Annotated in this window: 14 protein-coding genes, 1 rRNA gene and 2 riboswitches; all 15 genes read left to right on the top strand. The window is 36.9% G+C overall.

The annotated features are described in order from the left end of the window. The first annotated feature begins 309 nt into the window (after positions 1-309). Positions 310-1770 (top strand): nicotinate phosphoribosyltransferase, encoded by a 1461-nt coding sequence (locus tag BFM98_RS18360; protein ID WP_082148178.1) that lies wholly within the window; start codon positions 310-312, stop codon positions 1768-1770. A gap of 18 nt (positions 1771-1788) precedes the next feature. After that, positions 1789-2613, top strand: coding sequence for an ammonia-dependent NAD(+) synthetase (gene nadE / locus BFM98_RS18355; protein WP_048395002.1), 825 nt, complete (start codon positions 1789-1791; stop codon positions 2611-2613). A gap of 159 nt (positions 2614-2772) precedes the next feature. Then, positions 2773-3093: an NAD synthetase gene (locus BFM98_RS18350; protein ID WP_066038124.1), complete on the top strand. Its 321-nt coding sequence runs from the start codon at positions 2773-2775 to the stop codon at positions 3091-3093. A gap of 205 nt (positions 3094-3298) precedes the next feature. Then, positions 3299-3922: a hypothetical protein gene (locus BFM98_RS18345; protein WP_066038150.1), complete on the top strand. Its 624-nt coding sequence runs from the start codon at positions 3299-3301 to the stop codon at positions 3920-3922. 58 nt (positions 3923-3980) lie between these two features. Further along, entirely contained in the window at positions 3981-5252 is a 1272-nt protein-coding gene (locus tag BFM98_RS18340; protein WP_254660060.1) for a NosD domain-containing protein, read from the top strand. Beyond that, positions 5249-5701: a nitrous oxide reductase accessory protein NosL gene (locus BFM98_RS18335; RefSeq protein WP_233436264.1), complete on the top strand. Its 453-nt coding sequence runs from the start codon at positions 5249-5251 to the stop codon at positions 5699-5701. The genes BFM98_RS18340 and BFM98_RS18335 overlap by 4 nt, the downstream gene beginning before the upstream one ends. Further along, positions 5701-6501 carry an ABC transporter permease gene (locus tag BFM98_RS18330; RefSeq protein WP_066038122.1) on the top strand — a complete coding sequence of 267 codons (801 nt, stop codon included), beginning with the start codon at positions 5701-5703 and terminating at the stop codon, positions 6499-6501. Before BFM98_RS18335 ends, BFM98_RS18330 begins: the two co-directional genes overlap by 1 nt. Next, the gene (locus BFM98_RS18325) at positions 6498-7178 is read left to right on the top strand and encodes an ABC transporter ATP-binding protein (protein ID WP_083225410.1); all 681 of its coding nucleotides are present in this window, start codon (positions 6498-6500) and stop codon (positions 7176-7178) included. Before BFM98_RS18330 ends, BFM98_RS18325 begins: the two co-directional genes overlap by 4 nt. A gap of 194 nt (positions 7179-7372) precedes the next feature. Further along, positions 7373-8317, top strand: a complete 945-nt coding sequence (locus BFM98_RS18320; RefSeq protein WP_048395021.1) for an AAA family ATPase — start codon at positions 7373-7375, stop codon at positions 8315-8317. Continuing rightward, positions 8314-9495: a DUF58 domain-containing protein gene (locus BFM98_RS18315; RefSeq protein WP_066038121.1), complete on the top strand. Its 1182-nt coding sequence runs from the start codon at positions 8314-8316 to the stop codon at positions 9493-9495. Before BFM98_RS18320 ends, BFM98_RS18315 begins: the two co-directional genes overlap by 4 nt. Further along, positions 9492-11675, top strand: coding sequence for a DUF4129 domain-containing transglutaminase family protein (locus BFM98_RS18310; RefSeq protein ID WP_066038120.1), 2184 nt, complete (start codon positions 9492-9494; stop codon positions 11673-11675). The genes BFM98_RS18315 and BFM98_RS18310 overlap by 4 nt, the downstream gene beginning before the upstream one ends. A 32-nt stretch (positions 11676-11707) precedes the next feature. Continuing rightward, positions 11708-11809: riboswitch (purine riboswitch) on the top strand. A 155-nt stretch (positions 11810-11964) separates the two neighbouring features. Continuing rightward, positions 11965-13518, top strand: a complete 1554-nt coding sequence (guaA, locus tag BFM98_RS18305) for a glutamine-hydrolyzing GMP synthase (RefSeq protein ID WP_036076059.1) — start codon at positions 11965-11967, stop codon at positions 13516-13518. A 174-nt stretch (positions 13519-13692) separates the two neighbouring features. After that, on the top strand, positions 13693-14361 hold the full coding sequence (locus BFM98_RS18300; protein WP_066038119.1) for an MOSC domain-containing protein: 669 nt from the start codon (positions 13693-13695) through the stop codon (positions 14359-14361). A gap of 209 nt (positions 14362-14570) precedes the next feature. Further along, a riboswitch (purine riboswitch) is annotated at positions 14571-14672 on the top strand. Between the two features lie 131 nt (positions 14673-14803). Beyond that, positions 14804-16105: an NCS2 family permease gene (locus tag BFM98_RS18295; protein WP_004230532.1), complete on the top strand. Its 1302-nt coding sequence runs from the start codon at positions 14804-14806 to the stop codon at positions 16103-16105. Between the two features lie 421 nt (positions 16106-16526). Further along, positions 16527-16633: ribosomal RNA gene (locus tag BFM98_RS18290) — 16S ribosomal RNA — on the top strand; the annotation flags it as partial.

Below are 16633 nucleotides of genomic sequence, written 5' to 3'. Positions count from 1 at the left end.
TACCAGCTCCTTGCGTAAATTTAATTTACATGTTAAAACGGTATTAAAAACAGTGCAATTGTTTTTTTGAATTCTATGTAAGGTTAGTTTACATAGAATATTTCCAGTCTCGAAGTATTTTAGAAAAAAGGTTTTTATATAGGGAATGAAAGCGGTACTAAAATTTGTGTCTAAAATGTGTACAGTTCTAAATTTTCTGACTATTTATGTTAGAAAACCTAACATCTACAAGAGGGAATGTAATACGCAAGAATTTGGGTATATAGTGTATACTAGGACTAATTATCAAAGCGGAAGAAGGGGTTTCTTTTGAGATCAAACTATGCAGATGATAGCTTAGCGCTACACACAGACTTATATCAAATCAATATGGCAGAATCCTACTGGGCGGATGGCATACATAATAAAAAAGCGGTTTTTGAATTGTATTTTAGAAAATTACCTTTTGGTAATGGCTATGCCATATTTGCTGGGTTAGAGCGAATGCTTGATTATCTACGTGATTTTCATTTTAGTGAATCGGATATTGCGTATTTACGTGATGAAGTAGGTTATAAAGATGACTTTATCCAGTATTTAAAGAACATCCGATTTACTGGAGAAATGTATTCCATGGTAGAAGGGGAACTTGTTTTCGCTAATGAACCAATCGTCCGAATTGAAGCTCCATTAGTAGAGGCGCAGCTAATTGAAACAGCCTTACTTAATATTGTTAACTATCAAACATTAATTGCTACAAAGGCTAGCCGTATCAAGCAAATTATTAAAAATGAAGTGGCAATGGAATTTGGTACAAGGCGTGCACAAGAGATGGATGCTGCTATTTGGGGAACACGTGCCGCGTTTATCGGTGGTTTTGCTTCCACAAGTAATGTTCGAGCAGGTAAACTTTTTAAAATTCCTGTCTCTGGTACACATGCCCATGCATTAGTGCAAGCTTATAAAAATGATTATGATGCATTCCATGCTTATGCAAAACGTCATCGCGATTGTGTGTTTTTGGTAGATACTTATAATACATTGAAATCAGGGGTGCCAACTGCAATTAAAGTAGCTAAAGAGCTAGGAGACAAAATTAATTTTATTGGCATACGCTTAGATAGCGGCGATATTGCTTTCTTATCAAAAGAAGCTCGTCGTATGTTGGATGCTGCAGGCTTCCATGATGCCAAAATCATTGTCTCAAACGATTTAGATGAATACACCATCTTAAATTTAAAAGCTCAAGGAGCAAAAGTGGATGTTTGGGGAATTGGTACAAAGCTTATTACAGCTTACGACCAGCCTGCGTTAGGTGCAGTATATAAAATGGTGGCTATCGAGAATAGCGAAGGGCAACTTGAAGATACAATAAAAATCTCAGCTAATGCGGAAAAGGTATCAACGCCAGGCTTGAAAAATGTCTATCGTATTATCGATAAAAAGAATGGAAAGGCAGAAGGAGACTACATCACAATGCACGATGAAAATCCTCAAGCTGAGGAACGTATCAAAATGTTCCATCCGATTCATACGTTTGTCTCAAAGTTTGTCACAAATTTTGAAGCAAAAAATTTACATCAGCATGTTATTAAAAATGGAGCGATCAATTATCAAAACCCTACATTAGAGGAAATGCGTGATTACGCGGCGGAGAATTTAGAGCTGTTGTGGGATGAATATAAGCGTGCGATGAATCCTGAAGAATATCCGGTCGATCTCAGTCAAAAATGCTGGGATAATAAGATGCGTAATATTGAAGAAGTGCATGCGATGGTTAAACGAATGTAAAAAGGAGTGACGGGTGCAATGACTTTACAGCAACAAATTATTGAGGAATTACGCGTACTGCCTAACATTGATGTACAGAGGGAAATACGTAAATCAATTGATTTTTTAAAGGAATATGCAAAACGCTATAGTTTTGTAAAAGGTTTTGTTCTTGGTATTTCTGGTGGCCAAGATTCAACATTAACAGGAAAACTAGCGCAGTTGGCTATTGATGAATTAAATGCAGAAGAGGGAGAAATGAAGTATTCGTTTTTCGCTGTACGATTACCATATGGCGTACAAGCTGATGAACAGGATTGCCAAGATGCCATTGATTATATAAAGCCAACGAAGGTTTATACAGTAAATATAAAAGACGCAGTGGATGCTAGTGTGAGAGCTCTAACAAATGCGGGGGTTGAGCTGAATGACTTTGTGAAAGGGAATGAAAAGGCTCGTGAGCGTATGAAGGTCCAATATTCAATTGCTGCAATGAATGGAGCGGTTGTATTAGGAACAGATCATGCTGCGGAAGCTATTACAGGCTTCTATACAAAGTTCGGGGATGGTGGAGCAGACTTAATGCCAATCTTTCGTTTAAATAAACGACAAGGAAAGCAATTGTTAGCAGAACTTCAATGCCCTGAGCATCTTTATAAAAAGGTGCCTACAGCAGACTTAGAAGAAGATCGTCCCTCATTGCCAGACGAAGTGGCGCTAGGTGTGTCGTATGATCAAATAGATGATTATTTAGAGGGGAAAGAAATTCCAGAAGAACCTCGCCAAAGATTAGAAGGGTATTATTTGCGTTCCCAACATAAACGTCATATGCCAATTACAATATTTGATGATTTTTGGAAGTAAGATGAGCGAAAAGGGTTATAAAGAAAGTGGTTTCACTTTTAAAAATAGCTCTTTTCGCTCTTTTTTTATGTATTACGGTTCTATGTTGTTAATTGTCAGCATATAATGTCGATATAATTACCTATAAGGATAATAAAATGTAGGGGAGGGTAACTTTTTATGAGGACTTCTAGAGTGAGTGCAACGACAAGTAGTGTTTTTCGGCAGGAACAACAGTATTTACATGCTGGTGATCTCAGCCATAACTTTGGGCAAAATCCACAAAAGCAATTTCGGAATAGATTACAAAAAAATAAAGAGAAGACGTACAATTCAACAACTATTTCTATAAATTCACAACAGCAGCAACCGATTACACCTATCCATATAGATAGCGCTAGTGATTTGGAAATTCGCCGTGAATTAAATGAAACGGCATTAAAGCTCAGTCGTTTAAACAAACAAAAGAAGCGTCTCAATAGTTACCGGTCTTCCATATAAGCCAAACTCTCCACATCAGTGTGGAGAGTTTTTATTTTTGAGGGGAAGTAAACGAAAGTACTAAATTCAAAATATTTGAAGTGAAGATGTTCATGGAATGTTCAAGGTAATTTTTCCATTTCTTCACAGCGATTTTTAACTAATTTCACAACTAATCTGTAATGTAGGAGGTGGCAACAAAAAACTAAATTTGGAGGATAAAGTTGTGAAAAAATTATGGTTACCTGCACTAATATTATTATTTGTACTTGCAGCTTGTGGTAGCGAAAAAAAACAGGTAGAAGAAACGAAAAATGAGCAAGAAACTACGAAAAATGAATCAGAAACCGTGCAAGTTGCTTCATTAGTAGATACACGGTTACAAGAGCCAGAAGAAGATACAATTTGTGAAATGTGTAATATGAAAGTTTATATGAAAGACCATGAGATGGGTGTATTTTCAGCACAGGCAATAAAAGAAGATGGAACAATTGCTTTTTATGACGATATTGGCTGTTTATTAAATGCGGAGGTTGCTAATGAAGAAAAAAACGAAAAATTTGTACGTGATTTTGTAACGAAAGATTGGGCAAAGATTGAAGATGTAACAATTATAAAAACGGAACTGAAATCTCCGATGAACTGGGGCTATATTTATTTCGTGGACAAGGCTGAAGCAGATAAATATATGCAAGAAAATTCGAAAGCTTATGAGGAGGAACTACAAAAAATTAAAGATGATGCATTGGAGAGACGTAAGAAAATGATGCAAAAAAAGGCTGAGGATGAAAAAGATGCATCCGGCTCTATGCATTCGAATGAGATGAATCAAGAAGGGCACAGTCATTAAATCATAGACTAGGGGAAATCCTCTAGTCTTTTCTTGCTGAATGAGGAGGTGGAAAGTGATGAAGCAAATCATGTTGTTCTTTTTGTTTTTTCTATTTACCAGTCAAACGGCGTATGCAGAATTTGATATTCAATATGCTATCGATCAAGCAAAAGCTGGAGATAGTATTCATATTCCTGCTGGTCGTTACCAAGGGAATTTCGTTGTGAAGAAACCGATCAAACTGTACGGACAAAAAGGGACTGAGCTTTATGCCCAAAATGATGAACCTGCATTAAAAATTGAACATGCAACGAATGTTTCCATAGAAAATATAAGAATAACAGCAAAAAATAAAGGAATTGTTGCTAATGAGGCGGATAATTTAGAGCTAAGAGCTATTGAACTAAAAGATATCCGAGTTGGTATATATCTTCAACAATCAAGGCATATTCGAATTTTAGAAAATAGGATCATTGGAAATGAATCTCACTTTGCTGAAAAAGGAAATGGAATTGCGATTTTTAAAAGTGAAGATGTCGTGATCGATCAAAATACGATCGAACAAGTCCAGGATGGTATATATGTTGAAGAAGGGACGCGAATAGATGTACAGCGAAACAAGGTAACAAATAGCCGTTATGGAACACATTTTATGTATTCAAGTAATGTGAAGGTGTTGTTCAATACATATTTACAGAATGTTACAGGTCTTATGGTGATGATGACTACTAATTTAGAAATAAGTAGTAATACAATTAGTGCTCATAATGGCTTCAATAGTTATGGACTTATGATGTATGACACACAGGAGGCAATGGTAAGAGAAAATAGCTTTCTACATAATCGTGTAGGGGTAGCGTTGCAGAAGAGTTCAGTGATTCAAATACAAGAAAATCGCTTTCAGATGAATCAAACTGCATTAGAAGGTACAAAAGTCGATGAGCGTTCGATCATTATGGATAATCAGTTTACAGGCAATATATTAACAGCAAGGTCAGACAATCGGGGGTTACGTTTAATTCATAATTTTTATGATGATTATACAGGGCTAGATGTTACAGGTGATGGTTTTGGAGATGTTCCATATGTGGCTGTGTCAAGTTTTGGACAATGGATGGTGAGACAGCCGGTTTATCAATTTTTTGTGGCATCACCAAGCGTTGTTATCCTGACGTCACTAGATCAACAGATTAATAAAACAGAACGAAATCTACTGGTAGATAATGAACCAAAATTACTGAGCAATATGAAAGAGATAGAGTTTTCATTAAATATCTTACAATTAGTGATTGGTTTTATCGTGTTTATGGGAAGTTTATGGCTTTGGAAAAGGGGGATACGAGTGTGACTAGATGGATAATGATAGTAATTATATGTGGCGTTATTTTAGGAGGCTGTGGTGAAAAAGCATACCATCCACGTGAAATCAATAGTGAAACAGATGTTTGTAAAGTTTGTAATATGAGTATTGTTCATAATGAATACGCAGGGCAAATTGTTTTGAAAAATGGAGACTATGAGACTTTTGATGATATTGGATGCTTAATGGATTACATTGAGCTAAATGGCGATGGTGAAGTGGGAGCAGCCTATATTAAAAATAAAGCAACGAATGAATGGATTGACGTTTATAAAGCGATTTATGTGTACAACAAAAATTATTGGACGCCGATGAACTATGGTGTTATTGCATTTGCTACAAAAGACGAAGCCAAAGAATGGATGAATGATGAAGAAGAAGGTCAACTATTTGCCTATCGTGATTTGCTGACATTGAATTGGGGGATTCATGAGTGATGTTTGTAAAAATAGAGCTGAAGCAGATTTTAAGAAGTCGATGGATGCAACTAGTAGCCTTTCTGTTTACGTTTGTTTTCGTTGCCATAGTCGTCATTCAACAAATGGCTTTACCAGATATTGAAGGCTTTACACGTCAAACTGCATCATTTTTAAGTGTGTTATTATTTCTGCTGCCGCTATTTATCCTCACCATTGGTAGTATGAGTATAGCTGGTGATATAGAATCAGGTTGGTTATCGTTATTAAAAACATACCCTATGAAGCGGAAGCAATATATTACAGGCAAATATGTAGCTACGGTACTTGCGTTTTTATTAGTAATAGTAGTGGCATTTGGTTTTGTATTAACCGTAGGTGGGTTACTAGGTGGGGTACGGTTACCAATTGTTTTAGTTATTCTTACGCTATTATGTATTATTATCTTTGTGTCTTTAGGAATCTTGCTAGGGGTATTTGCAAAAACAAGATTATTTGCACTTGCATTATCACTTGTAGTATGGTCCTTTCTTTTATTGCTCATTTCTTATGCTTTAATGGCGATAGGTGCAGTTGTTTCAGGGCATCTTTTACAAAAGCTCATCATCATAACGATACATATTAATCCAGTAGAATGGCTGCGCTTCGGCTATTTTATATTTAGTAATCAAGCTAGTGTGCTTGGTCCAGCCTTTTATGATGTAACGAGGTTTTACTTATCACCGCTTGGTCAGGTGGTGTATGGAATAATAACAATACTCTGGATTGTACTACCGTTAATGCTTGCTACGAAGCTGTTAAAGGAGGGGGAGCGGCGATGATTCTGTTAGAGGGAAAAAATGTAGCTAAGGTTTATGAAAATGATAGAGGATTAAAAGAAGCCTCCTTTCAGCTGCAAGCTGGTCGAATTCTTGCATTGGTTGGAGGAAACGGGGCTGGAAAGAGTACTTTGATTCGTTTGTTAACGGGTCAAGAGAAACAGCAATCTGGTGAAATAATATGGCATCAACCACAAACAATCCGTTTTATGCCTGATGATGTAAACTTTCCAATTATGCTAACTGCAGCTGAAATATTAGAGCTGTTGGCATCTTTAAAACAAGTAGATAAATATGAGCAAGAGAATGTACTGAAGCGTGTTTCCTTGTGGGATGTTCGGAAGCAAAGAGCTAAACACTTTTCCAAAGGGATGCTCCAACGGCTAAACCTAGCCCAGAGCTTACTTGGTAACGGGTCATTGTTAATTTTAGATGAGCCAACGAATGGTCTAGATCCCTTTTGGATAGCACAGTTGAAAAACATGATGTTGGAGGAGAAGAAAAAAGGCAATACCGTTATCTTCTCTACTCATTTGCTATCTTTTGCTGAAGAAATAGCAGATGATGTATTAGTTTTACATGAAGGTGAAATTATCATTTCTGGGGCGATATCTGAAATTTTCTTGCAAGAAAATTCTACATCTTTAGAAGAAATATGGTTAAAAAGATTGAATTTGTAACATTCTAATGGTTAATGACGTTATATAATAAGGATTAGGCTTGTTTGGATGTTATCAAACAAGCCTTTTTTATGAATGTTCGTAGGAAGTAGAAGTTTCAGATAATTGTTTTACAAGACAGATTTCGCTATGCTTAGATTAAGTTTGCTTGCAATTCACACAATTGCTTGATGGAATGGGAGGCTTTTCGATTAATGAATGCTCAAATACAGAATGTTTTAGAAAATATAGAAAAGGTAATGATTGGTAAAAGAGAAGTTGCTGAGCTCAGTATTGTCGCATTATTAGCAAGGGGACATGTTTTATTGGAGGATGTACCTGGAGTAGGAAAGACAATGATGGTGCGAGCACTTGCAAAATCGTTTGATGCACAATTTAAGCGTATTCAATTTACGCCAGATCTATTGCCATCAGATGTAGTCGGTATTTCTATTTATAATCCCAAAACAATGGAGTTTGAATTTCGTCCAGGGCCAATCATGGGGGATGTTGTATTAGCCGATGAAATTAACCGAACGTCACCGAAAACTCAATCAGCGTTGTTAGAGGGGATGGAAGAGGCTTCTGTTACAATTGATGGGAAAACGCTGATGATCAATCAGCCATTTTTTGTGATGGCTACACAAAACCCGATTGAACATGAAGGTACCTATCCTTTACCTGAAGCACAACTAGATCGATTTCTCTTAAAGATAAAAATGGGCTATCCATCTAGGGGGCAAGAGGTTGAAATTTTACGAAGAGCTGAGAATGGTAAAGCCATTGAAAAAATCGAAGCAGTATTATCGGTAGCTCAATTAATCGAATTACAGGAACTTGTTCAAGGTGTGTATGTAGAAGATTCTGTTAAAAATTATATGGTGGAGCTTGCTACCCTAACAAGAGAAAATAATTATGTCTATTTAGGTGTGAGTCCACGTGCCACAATAGCGCTAATGAAAGCTTCTCAAGCTTACGCATTTTTAAAAGGACGAAGCTATGTTACCCCTGATGATGTTCAATATTTAGTGCCATTTGTTTTTAATCATCGTTTAGTTTTAAAACCAGATGCACGCTATGATAACGTGACAGCAGACGAAATTATCCAGCGGATCATTGCTAAAACACCAGTTCCGACAAAGAGGTTTGCAGAACAATGAGGCAATGGAAAGCTTTTGTAGAAAAAAGTAAACATTTCCTATTAATCGCTTTCTTGATGATCATAACATTTTGTTATGCAATGTTCCAAGGTGGGTTTGTGAGCTGGTTTGTATTTTTTACGGTTAGCCCATTTTTAGTATATGCATTCATTTTCTTTGTCGTTAGAGAAGATATTTTACTAATCGAACGCAAGGTTGACCCGATTCATATAGAACGAGGTCAATCAGCGAAGGTGCTTATTACGATAGAACGTAAAACACGTTTTCCATTTGCCTATATCGTAATGGAGGAACTTGTGGATAGTGAGGGATTAGTGCAAGCTAAAATACAAAATGCGAATGCCATTAAGTTCGTTGGATTTAAAAAAACCTTTAGCTGGCAATATGAATTGGAAAATATGCCACGTGGTGAACATCGTTACCTAGGTGTTACAATTGTTTTCTATGATTTTTTTGGCTGGGCTAAAAAGGTTGTCGTAGCAGAAAAGGACCAAACTATTTTAGTTTACCCAAGAGTACAAGAGATGAAATATGCTGCGCTTCAAACAAAATATGATGTTGGCTTGATGATGTCTCCATACTCTATTGTGAAGGACACATCGATGGCTGTTGGATTACGAGAGTACGTTCCAGGAGATCGTTTTTCGTGGATTCATTGGAAATCATTTGCACGTACACAAAAGTTACAGTCTAAGGAATTTGAGGATCGACAATCATCTGAACTAATGTTAGTGCTAGACGCTACAAAATCCTCGATGTTTGAAGAAAAAGTAGAGTTAGTAGCTTCAATGCTACAAATGATCGTTCAGGAACGAGGAGATTTATCATTTATTTCTGCTGGAGCAATGACGAAAGTATTCCCAGCTATACAGGGTGACAAGCATTTAGATCAAGTCATGTATCATTTAGCTGCGATAAAACCTACAGAGAATGTCAAGTTTCGATTTCATGACCAACAAGCCTTTAAACAAGTTGCAACACTGCTTTATGTGACAAGTGATGTTTCAGATGAATTCCTACATACTCTTGCGAATATAGTGAAAAGCTGTATTTGTTTTGTAGTGGCAAAGCAGCAACCAGTGCAATCTGAGCTTGCGATGCGGTATAAACATATACAAGTTATTTATGTAAATCCAGCAGATTTCTATCATTTATTCACGGAGGTGATAAGACCGTGAAGCAATCATTAGGAGAATTTTTAGAATTAGCCATAGCTTATGTTATTGTATTTTTCATTTTGCGTGAATGGCTTATTCCCATTATGCAATTAACGAATACAGGTGGGATGCATCTTTTCTTAGTGTTTATCGGTATGTCTTTAGCGCTAAGTCTTTTCCGCGTACATCCTTTATTATCAGGATTAGTGAAGTTTGGTTATATTACCTGGTTTGTCGTTTTTATCTATAGCCCTAGTCCTGTATTATCTGGTGATACATTGCCTTTTTTATTGGCTGAATGGAGAGGGAACATGGCCACGATTCTAACAGGTGACTTTGGACAGGTTTCAGATGTTTTCAGAACAGTGTTATTTCTTGTATTGATTTGGATGCTGGTCTATTTAATTCACCATTGGGTTTCGGTGCGAAAAAATATATTCTACTTCTTTGCCATGACCGTATTCTTTATTGCTACTTTGGATACATTTAGTGACTATGACGGTAAAGCGGCAATTGTAAAAGTTGTTGTTTTAGGATTAATCATGACAGGTGTTCTTTTTGTCAAGCGCCTATGGCTTCAAGTAGAAACTACAAGTACGGTAATGGAGAAATGGAAAATTGTTATTCCCATGCTAGTATCTGTATTACTCGTTAGTTCTGTAGCATACTTTTTACCAAAGACTGGGCCAACATGGGCAGATCCGGTGCCGTTTATCCAAGGGGTTACTGGACAAGACGGAAATGGAAATGGTCAAAAATCAGTTGGTTATAGCCAGGATGATAGTCAGTTAGGTGGTCCGTTCCAAGGAGATAATACTTTAATATTCACTGCCTCTTCCCGTGATCGTCATTATTGGCGTATTGAAACAAAAGATACGTATACGTCAAAAGGTTGGATTGTTTCAGAGGGGAACTTTGGGAAAAATGTTTATGAGTCAAATACACCCATTCTGACTTCTTTACAAGTAGGGCCGCCCGAAAGTGAACGTCAGATTCAATTAGATATTGCTGTTCCAATGCCATTTTTAATTCAAACATATGGTATGCTTTCTGTTTCGGCTCAAGATTCCACTTTATTTATTCAAGATGAGCAGACTGAAAAAATGAATATAGAACAACAGGTAGGGGAATCGAAATCATTATCAAACTATTCATTGTCTTATAGTGAGCCTGTTTATAGTATGGAGCAGCTCCAATTGTCATATCCAGCAACACTTGAAACAATGGATTCTTCCTTTGATCGATTTTTGCAGTTACCTAACCAACTTCCTCAGCGTGTAAGGGACTTAGCGTCTGAAATAACGCAAAAGAAAGATACGGTTTATGAACAAATTAAGGCTGTAGAAAGTTATTTTAGAACAAATGGTTTTAAGTACGATAAAACGCAAGCTGCCATTCCTGGTGAAAATCAGGATTATGTCGATCAATTTTTGTTCGATACAAAAGTTGGATATTGTGATAATTTCTCCACTTCAATGGTGGTACTTTTACGCTCAGTAGGAATCCCAGCTCGATGGGTGAAAGGCTTTGCACCTGGAACTGCAGGACCTGTGTCAGATGGATTACGCGAATATCGCATCACGAATGACAATGCGCACTCATGGGTAGAAGCTTTTATACCTGGAACGGGATGGATGGAGTTTGAGCCTACAATCGGCTTTTCTGGGAATGTTAACATCGATTATGATATTCCGTTAGATACGTCTGATGAGGAGGAAGTGGCGCAGCCAGAACGAAAACCCGAGCAGCCACAACCACAAGAACAGGTAACCGAGAAGGAACAGACAAAATCAACATTTAGCTTTGATGCAATGTGGTTATGGATGAAAAAGTTTGCCTATGTTTGGGTGATAATTGTTGTATTATTAATAATCACAGGTATTTCTTTATTCTTACAGCGTAAAACGTGGATTCCTAAGATGCATGTTCGAGCATACCGTAAAAAAGTAGCGGATTGGTCAAATTTCGATTCTTCCTACCATGTTTTACTGAAGCAATTATCCCGTATTGGTTTGCGGAGAAAAGATGGAGAAACGTTAAGTGCATTCGCAGAGCGTGTAGATTCAGCATTAGAAACAGATGAAATGCAAAAGCTGACGGTAGTTTACGAGCAACATATTTATGGGAAAGACAAAGAAGATGTTGATTTTGTGAAGCTGAAAGAAAGTTGGGAATATTTAATCAATCGCACTATCAGTTGATTTTAACGTAGACAAAGAGTAAAATGAAAAAAATTAAATGCAAGGATTGCTTTCATATAAGTTCGATAATAGGGTTCGGATGTTTCTACGAAATCACCTTAAATGATTTCTCTATGAAGGCGGATGTTTTCGTTAGGTGAAAAGTATAGTAAATCACTTTACTTTGCTACGCATTCGCCTTTATCAATATTCTAGAGCTTATGAACGCGTAGAAAGTTTTTTTACTTTCTTCGCGTTTTTCTTTGAACACATGAAAAATCCTTTAAAAATAATAGAAGAGGTGGAAATTTTGACAGCTAGCCCTTTATTAAAAGAGCAAGAAAAAATCGTTGTACTAGACTTCGGTAGCCAATTTAACCAATTAATTACACGTCGTATTCGTGAATTTGGTGTTTTCAGTGAATTACATCCACATACGGTAACTGCAGAAGAAATTAAAGATATGAACGCAACAGGTATTATTTTCTCAGGTGGTCCAAACTCTGTTTATGATGAAAATGCCTTTCATGTGGATCCAGCTATCTTCGAATTAGGTTTACCGATTTTAGGTATTTGCTATGGTATGCAATTAATGGCCCATACAAACGGCGGTAAAGTTGAAGGTGCTGAAACACGCGAGTATGGTAAAGCCGAAATTCAAGTAACAACACCAAACAAATTATTTGGTGAATTACCTACAGAACAAATCGTTTGGATGAGCCATGGTGACCATGTAACAGAAGTTCCAGCTGGATTTGAAGTCATCGCAACTAGTGCATCTTGTCCGATTGCTGCAATGGCAAACGTTGAACGTAAACTATATGCTGTACAATTCCATCCAGAAGTACGTCACTCTGTATATGGTAATGATCTATTACGTCAATTCGTATTCGACATCTGTGAAGCGAAAGGCGATTGGTCAATGGCAAACTTCATTGAGCTTGAAATTGCAAAAATTCGTGAAATCGTTGGCGATAAAAAAGTATTATGTGCACTTTCTGGTGGTGTAGACTCATCAGTGGTAGCGGTGTTAATCCATAAAGCAATAGGCGATCAATTAACTTGTATGTTCGTAGACCACAACTTAAACCGTAAAGGCGAAGTTGAACAAGTAATGAAAACATTCACAGAAGACTTTGACATGAATCTTATTAAAATTGATGCACGTAAACGATTCATGGACAAACTTGCTGGGGTTTCTGATCCAGAGAAAAAACGTAAAATTATCGGTAATGAATTCATTTATGTATTTGATGAAGAGGCATCTAAGCTTGAAGGTATGGATTTCTTAGCACAAGGAACTCTTTACACAGATATTATTGAATCTGGTACTTCAACTGCACAAACAATCAAATCACACCATAATGTTGGTGGTCTTCCTGAAGATATGCAATTCCAACTAATTGAGCCACTGAAAACTTTATTTAAAGATGAAGTACGTGCGCTAGGCTTAGAGCTTGGACTAGACGAAAAAATCGTTTGGCGTCAACCGTTCCCAGGTCCTGGATTAGGTATCCGTGTGCTTGGTGAAGTAACAGAAGAAAAATTAGAAATCGTTCGCGAATCTGATTTCATTCTACGTGAAGAAATTGCAAAAGCTGGCCTTGATCGTGACATTTGGCAATATTTTACGGTATTACCTGATATCCGTTCAGTTGGTGTAATGGGCGATGCTCGTACGTATGACTATGCAATCGGTATCCGTGCCGTTACATCTATCGACGGTATGACTTCTGACTGGGCACGTATTCCTTGGGATGTACTAGAGAAAATCTCCGTCCGCCTTGTAAACGAAGTAAAACACGTGAACCGCGTGCTGTATGATATTACATCTAAGCCACCAGCAACGATTGAGTGGGAATAATAGCAAAAGCCCTAAAAGCCCTGAGAGGTTTTTAGGGCTTTTTTTGATTTATTTCCTTCTGAATTTATGGCTTAATGAAGTATCTCAACTGCAACAATTGCTGGTAAAGTGTTGTATGTAGTAAACTAAATGAATGCACAAGAAATTATACTATTCAGATTAGGGGGGATTTAAATGGAGAAAAATAAACCAATGATTTATACATTAACGGTTGGGATGCCAAAAGAATTGGTTGATAGTAAAGGACGTTCAATGATTACAGGGATTGAAAAGCAACGAGTGCAAGAAGTTTATTTGTCCTCTCAAGGCTTTGAAGGGGATGATGTGGCAGATAAAAAACATCACGGTGGCCCTGATCGAGCAGTTTGTTTATATCCTGCGGAGCATTACATACAATGGGAACAGGAACTTGGAAAAACGTTACCCGTTGCTGCATTTGGCGAAAATTTAACCGTAACAAATATGTTAGAAGCAGATGTGTGTATTGGTGATATTTATAAAATTGGAGATGCTGTCATTCAAGTTACACAGGGACGTATTCCATGTAGTACGATTGATAGATATACCGAGGCAAACACATTACTCAAACGTTTAATCGAAACAGGCTATACAGGTTTCCTTGCGCGTGTACTTGAAGAAGGGACAATCTGTGCAGATTCAACAATTGAGCTTGTAGAAAAGCATCCTGCACGTATCTCTGTTTTGTATTGCAATGAAGTGTACTTCAAAAACAATGATGCAATCGCTATGAAACAAATACAAGCAGTAGATGCATTAGCAGAAGATTGGAAAGAAAAATTAGAAAAAAGAATTCAAGTCTTGCAAAGTAAAGTGATGAGTTAAAACATACGTTCAAAAGAAGGATCCTCTAGAATTTCTAGGGGATTTTTTCTTTAAACTAATTGCTGAAATGTTCAGTACAAAGCCTCTTTAGTAATACATTTAATAGAATCTGAACATTAAATAAGAATTTTACACGAACTTTCGTATTTCTTTTTAGAAAAATGTTCGGAAATAGGGTTGAAATCTAAAAAACGAAATGATATATTACGAATGTAAATTAAATACGTCGTCGTATAATGTCGGGGATAAGGCCCGTGAGTTTCTACCAAGTTACCGTAAATAACTTGACTACGATTTAGGTTTATACATAAATGTATAAACACTAATTTGTTTCACACACTAATTGTGATGAAATATATCGTAGACATGCGACTAGTAGAGTAGTCAGCGTGTCTTTTTTGTTTTCGATATTGAAGACGACCACACGGAGGATTTTTTGATAATGAAAAAATATTTCATGTTCGATGAATTAGGAACTAATTATCGCCGCGAAATAATAGGCGGTATTACAACCTTCCTTGCAATGGCATATATTCTAGCTGTTAACCCAGGTATTCTAGAAAATGCAGGGATGGATAAAGGTGCTGTTTTCGTAGCAACAGCATTAGCAGCAGCAGTCGGTTCTTTGATTATGGGGATTTTCGCTAAGTTTCCGATTTCACTTGCTCCTGGGATGGGGTTAAATGCATTCTTTGCATTTACTGTAGTCGGAGCATACGGTATTCCGTGGCAAACTGGTTTAACAGGCGTGTTCTTCTCAGGGATTATCTTTATTATTTTATCTTTAACTGGTATCCGCGAAACTGTTATTAATGCTATACCAGTACAACTTAAATATGCAGTTTCTGCAGGTATTGGTTTATTTATAACTTTTGTTGGTTTACAAGGAGCAGGGATCATTGTCGATAGCCCAGCTACTTTAGTCACTTTAGGAAGTTTCACAGGCGCTACATTATTAGCGGTATTCGGAATTATTCTTTCAGTTATTCTTATTATTAAATTGCGCAGTATCGGTATTTTCTTAGGGATGGTGATTACTGCAGTTATTGGGATGATCACAGGTATCATTGATCCTCCGACAGCCGTTGTATCAGCTATTCCAAGTGTAGATTCTACATTCATGGTAGCACTAGAACCACTTGGTGACTTCGGTACATTATTTAACGTGAAGTTTTTAGTAGTAGTGTTAACATTCTTGTTTGTTGATTTCTTTGATACAGCTGGTACTTTAATGGCTGTAGCGACACAAGCAGGTTTAGTAAAAGATAATAAATTACCGCGTGCAGGACGTGCCTTAATGGCAGATGCACTAGCAACAACTATCGGTTCTTTATTTGGTACGTCAACAACAACAGCGTACGTAGAGTCAACTTCTGGAGTTGCTGCAGGCGCTCGTTCAGGATTTTCAGCAGTCGTAACAGCAGTACTGTTCTTAGTTGCATTATTCTTCTCACCATTACTAGCAGTGGTAACACCAGCAGTTACTGCTCCAGCTTTAGTAATCGTAGGGGTACTAATGGTATCGTCCTTACGCTTAATTGATTGGGACAAATTCGAAATAGCAGTACCTGCATTCTTTACAGTATTAATGATGCCACTTGGTTATTCAATTGCTACTGGTATTGCAATCGGCTTTGTATTCTACCCAATTACAATGTTATTAGCAGGTCGTAAAAAAGAAATTCACCCAATGATGTATGGTCTATTCTTTGTTTTCCTTGCATACTTCATTTGGGTACGTTAGTTAAACAGACACCTTTAATTGTTAGTAAGTTGCTAACAATTAAAGGTGTTTTTTATTGAGTTGATCCAAAATAAAAGAAGGTATTATTTTTACATTTATATAGAAGAAACTCGGTTTTAAATAATGCGAATAGTTTTACTTTAATGAAACACTTGCAAACTTAAATTCATGATGATATATTTAAACACGTTGTTACGAAAAAACGAACAACTTAAAAAATATTAACATAAACAGTTGACAACGAGTTAACATTATGTTAAATTATAAAAAGTTACTTAGTGTAACTAGTAAATGAACCTTGAAAACTGAACAAGCAAAACGTAATCAATAAAGTTTTAAGTAGCTAGTTTTGCTAGTGAACAAAACAAAAATTTTGGACATCAAACATGATGCCAGCAAAATTTGAGCTAATCAAATTTCTTTTATGGAGAGTTTGATCCTGGCTCAGGACGAACGCTGGCGGCGTGCCTAATACATGCAAGTCGAGCGAACAGAAAAGGAGCTTGCTCCTTTGACGTTAGCGGCGGA

Origin of the sequence: Lysinibacillus sp. AR18-8 (genome assembly GCF_001705465.1) — a bacterium.
Lineage (GTDB): Bacteria > Bacillota > Bacilli > Bacillales_A > Planococcaceae > Lysinibacillus > Lysinibacillus capsici.
The sequence above is the reverse complement of the archived record's forward strand: the minus strand, read 5'-3'. Positions and strand labels throughout refer to the sequence as shown.

Excerpts from the sequence above, each read along its gene's own strand:
- nadE (WP_048395002.1), top strand. The coding sequence starts at position 1,789 with ATGACTTTACAGCAACAAATTATTGAGGAATTACGCGTACTGCCTAAC.
- BFM98_RS18350 (WP_066038124.1), top strand. The coding sequence starts at position 2,773 with ATGAGGACTTCTAGAGTGAGTGCAACGACAAGTAGTGTTTTTCGGCAG.
- BFM98_RS18340 (WP_254660060.1), top strand. The coding sequence starts at position 3,981 with ATGAAGCAAATCATGTTGTTCTTTTTGTTTTTTCTATTTACCAGTCAA.
- BFM98_RS18330 (WP_066038122.1), top strand. The coding sequence starts at position 5,701 with ATGTTTGTAAAAATAGAGCTGAAGCAGATTTTAAGAAGTCGATGGATG.
- BFM98_RS18325 (WP_083225410.1), top strand. The coding sequence starts at position 6,498 with ATGATTCTGTTAGAGGGAAAAAATGTAGCTAAGGTTTATGAAAATGAT.
- BFM98_RS18320 (WP_048395021.1), top strand. The coding sequence starts at position 7,373 with ATGAATGCTCAAATACAGAATGTTTTAGAAAATATAGAAAAGGTAATG.
- BFM98_RS18315 (WP_066038121.1), top strand. The coding sequence starts at position 8,314 with ATGAGGCAATGGAAAGCTTTTGTAGAAAAAAGTAAACATTTCCTATTA.
- BFM98_RS18300 (WP_066038119.1), top strand. The coding sequence starts at position 13,693 with ATGGAGAAAAATAAACCAATGATTTATACATTAACGGTTGGGATGCCA.
- BFM98_RS18295 (WP_004230532.1), top strand. The coding sequence starts at position 14,804 with ATGAAAAAATATTTCATGTTCGATGAATTAGGAACTAATTATCGCCGC.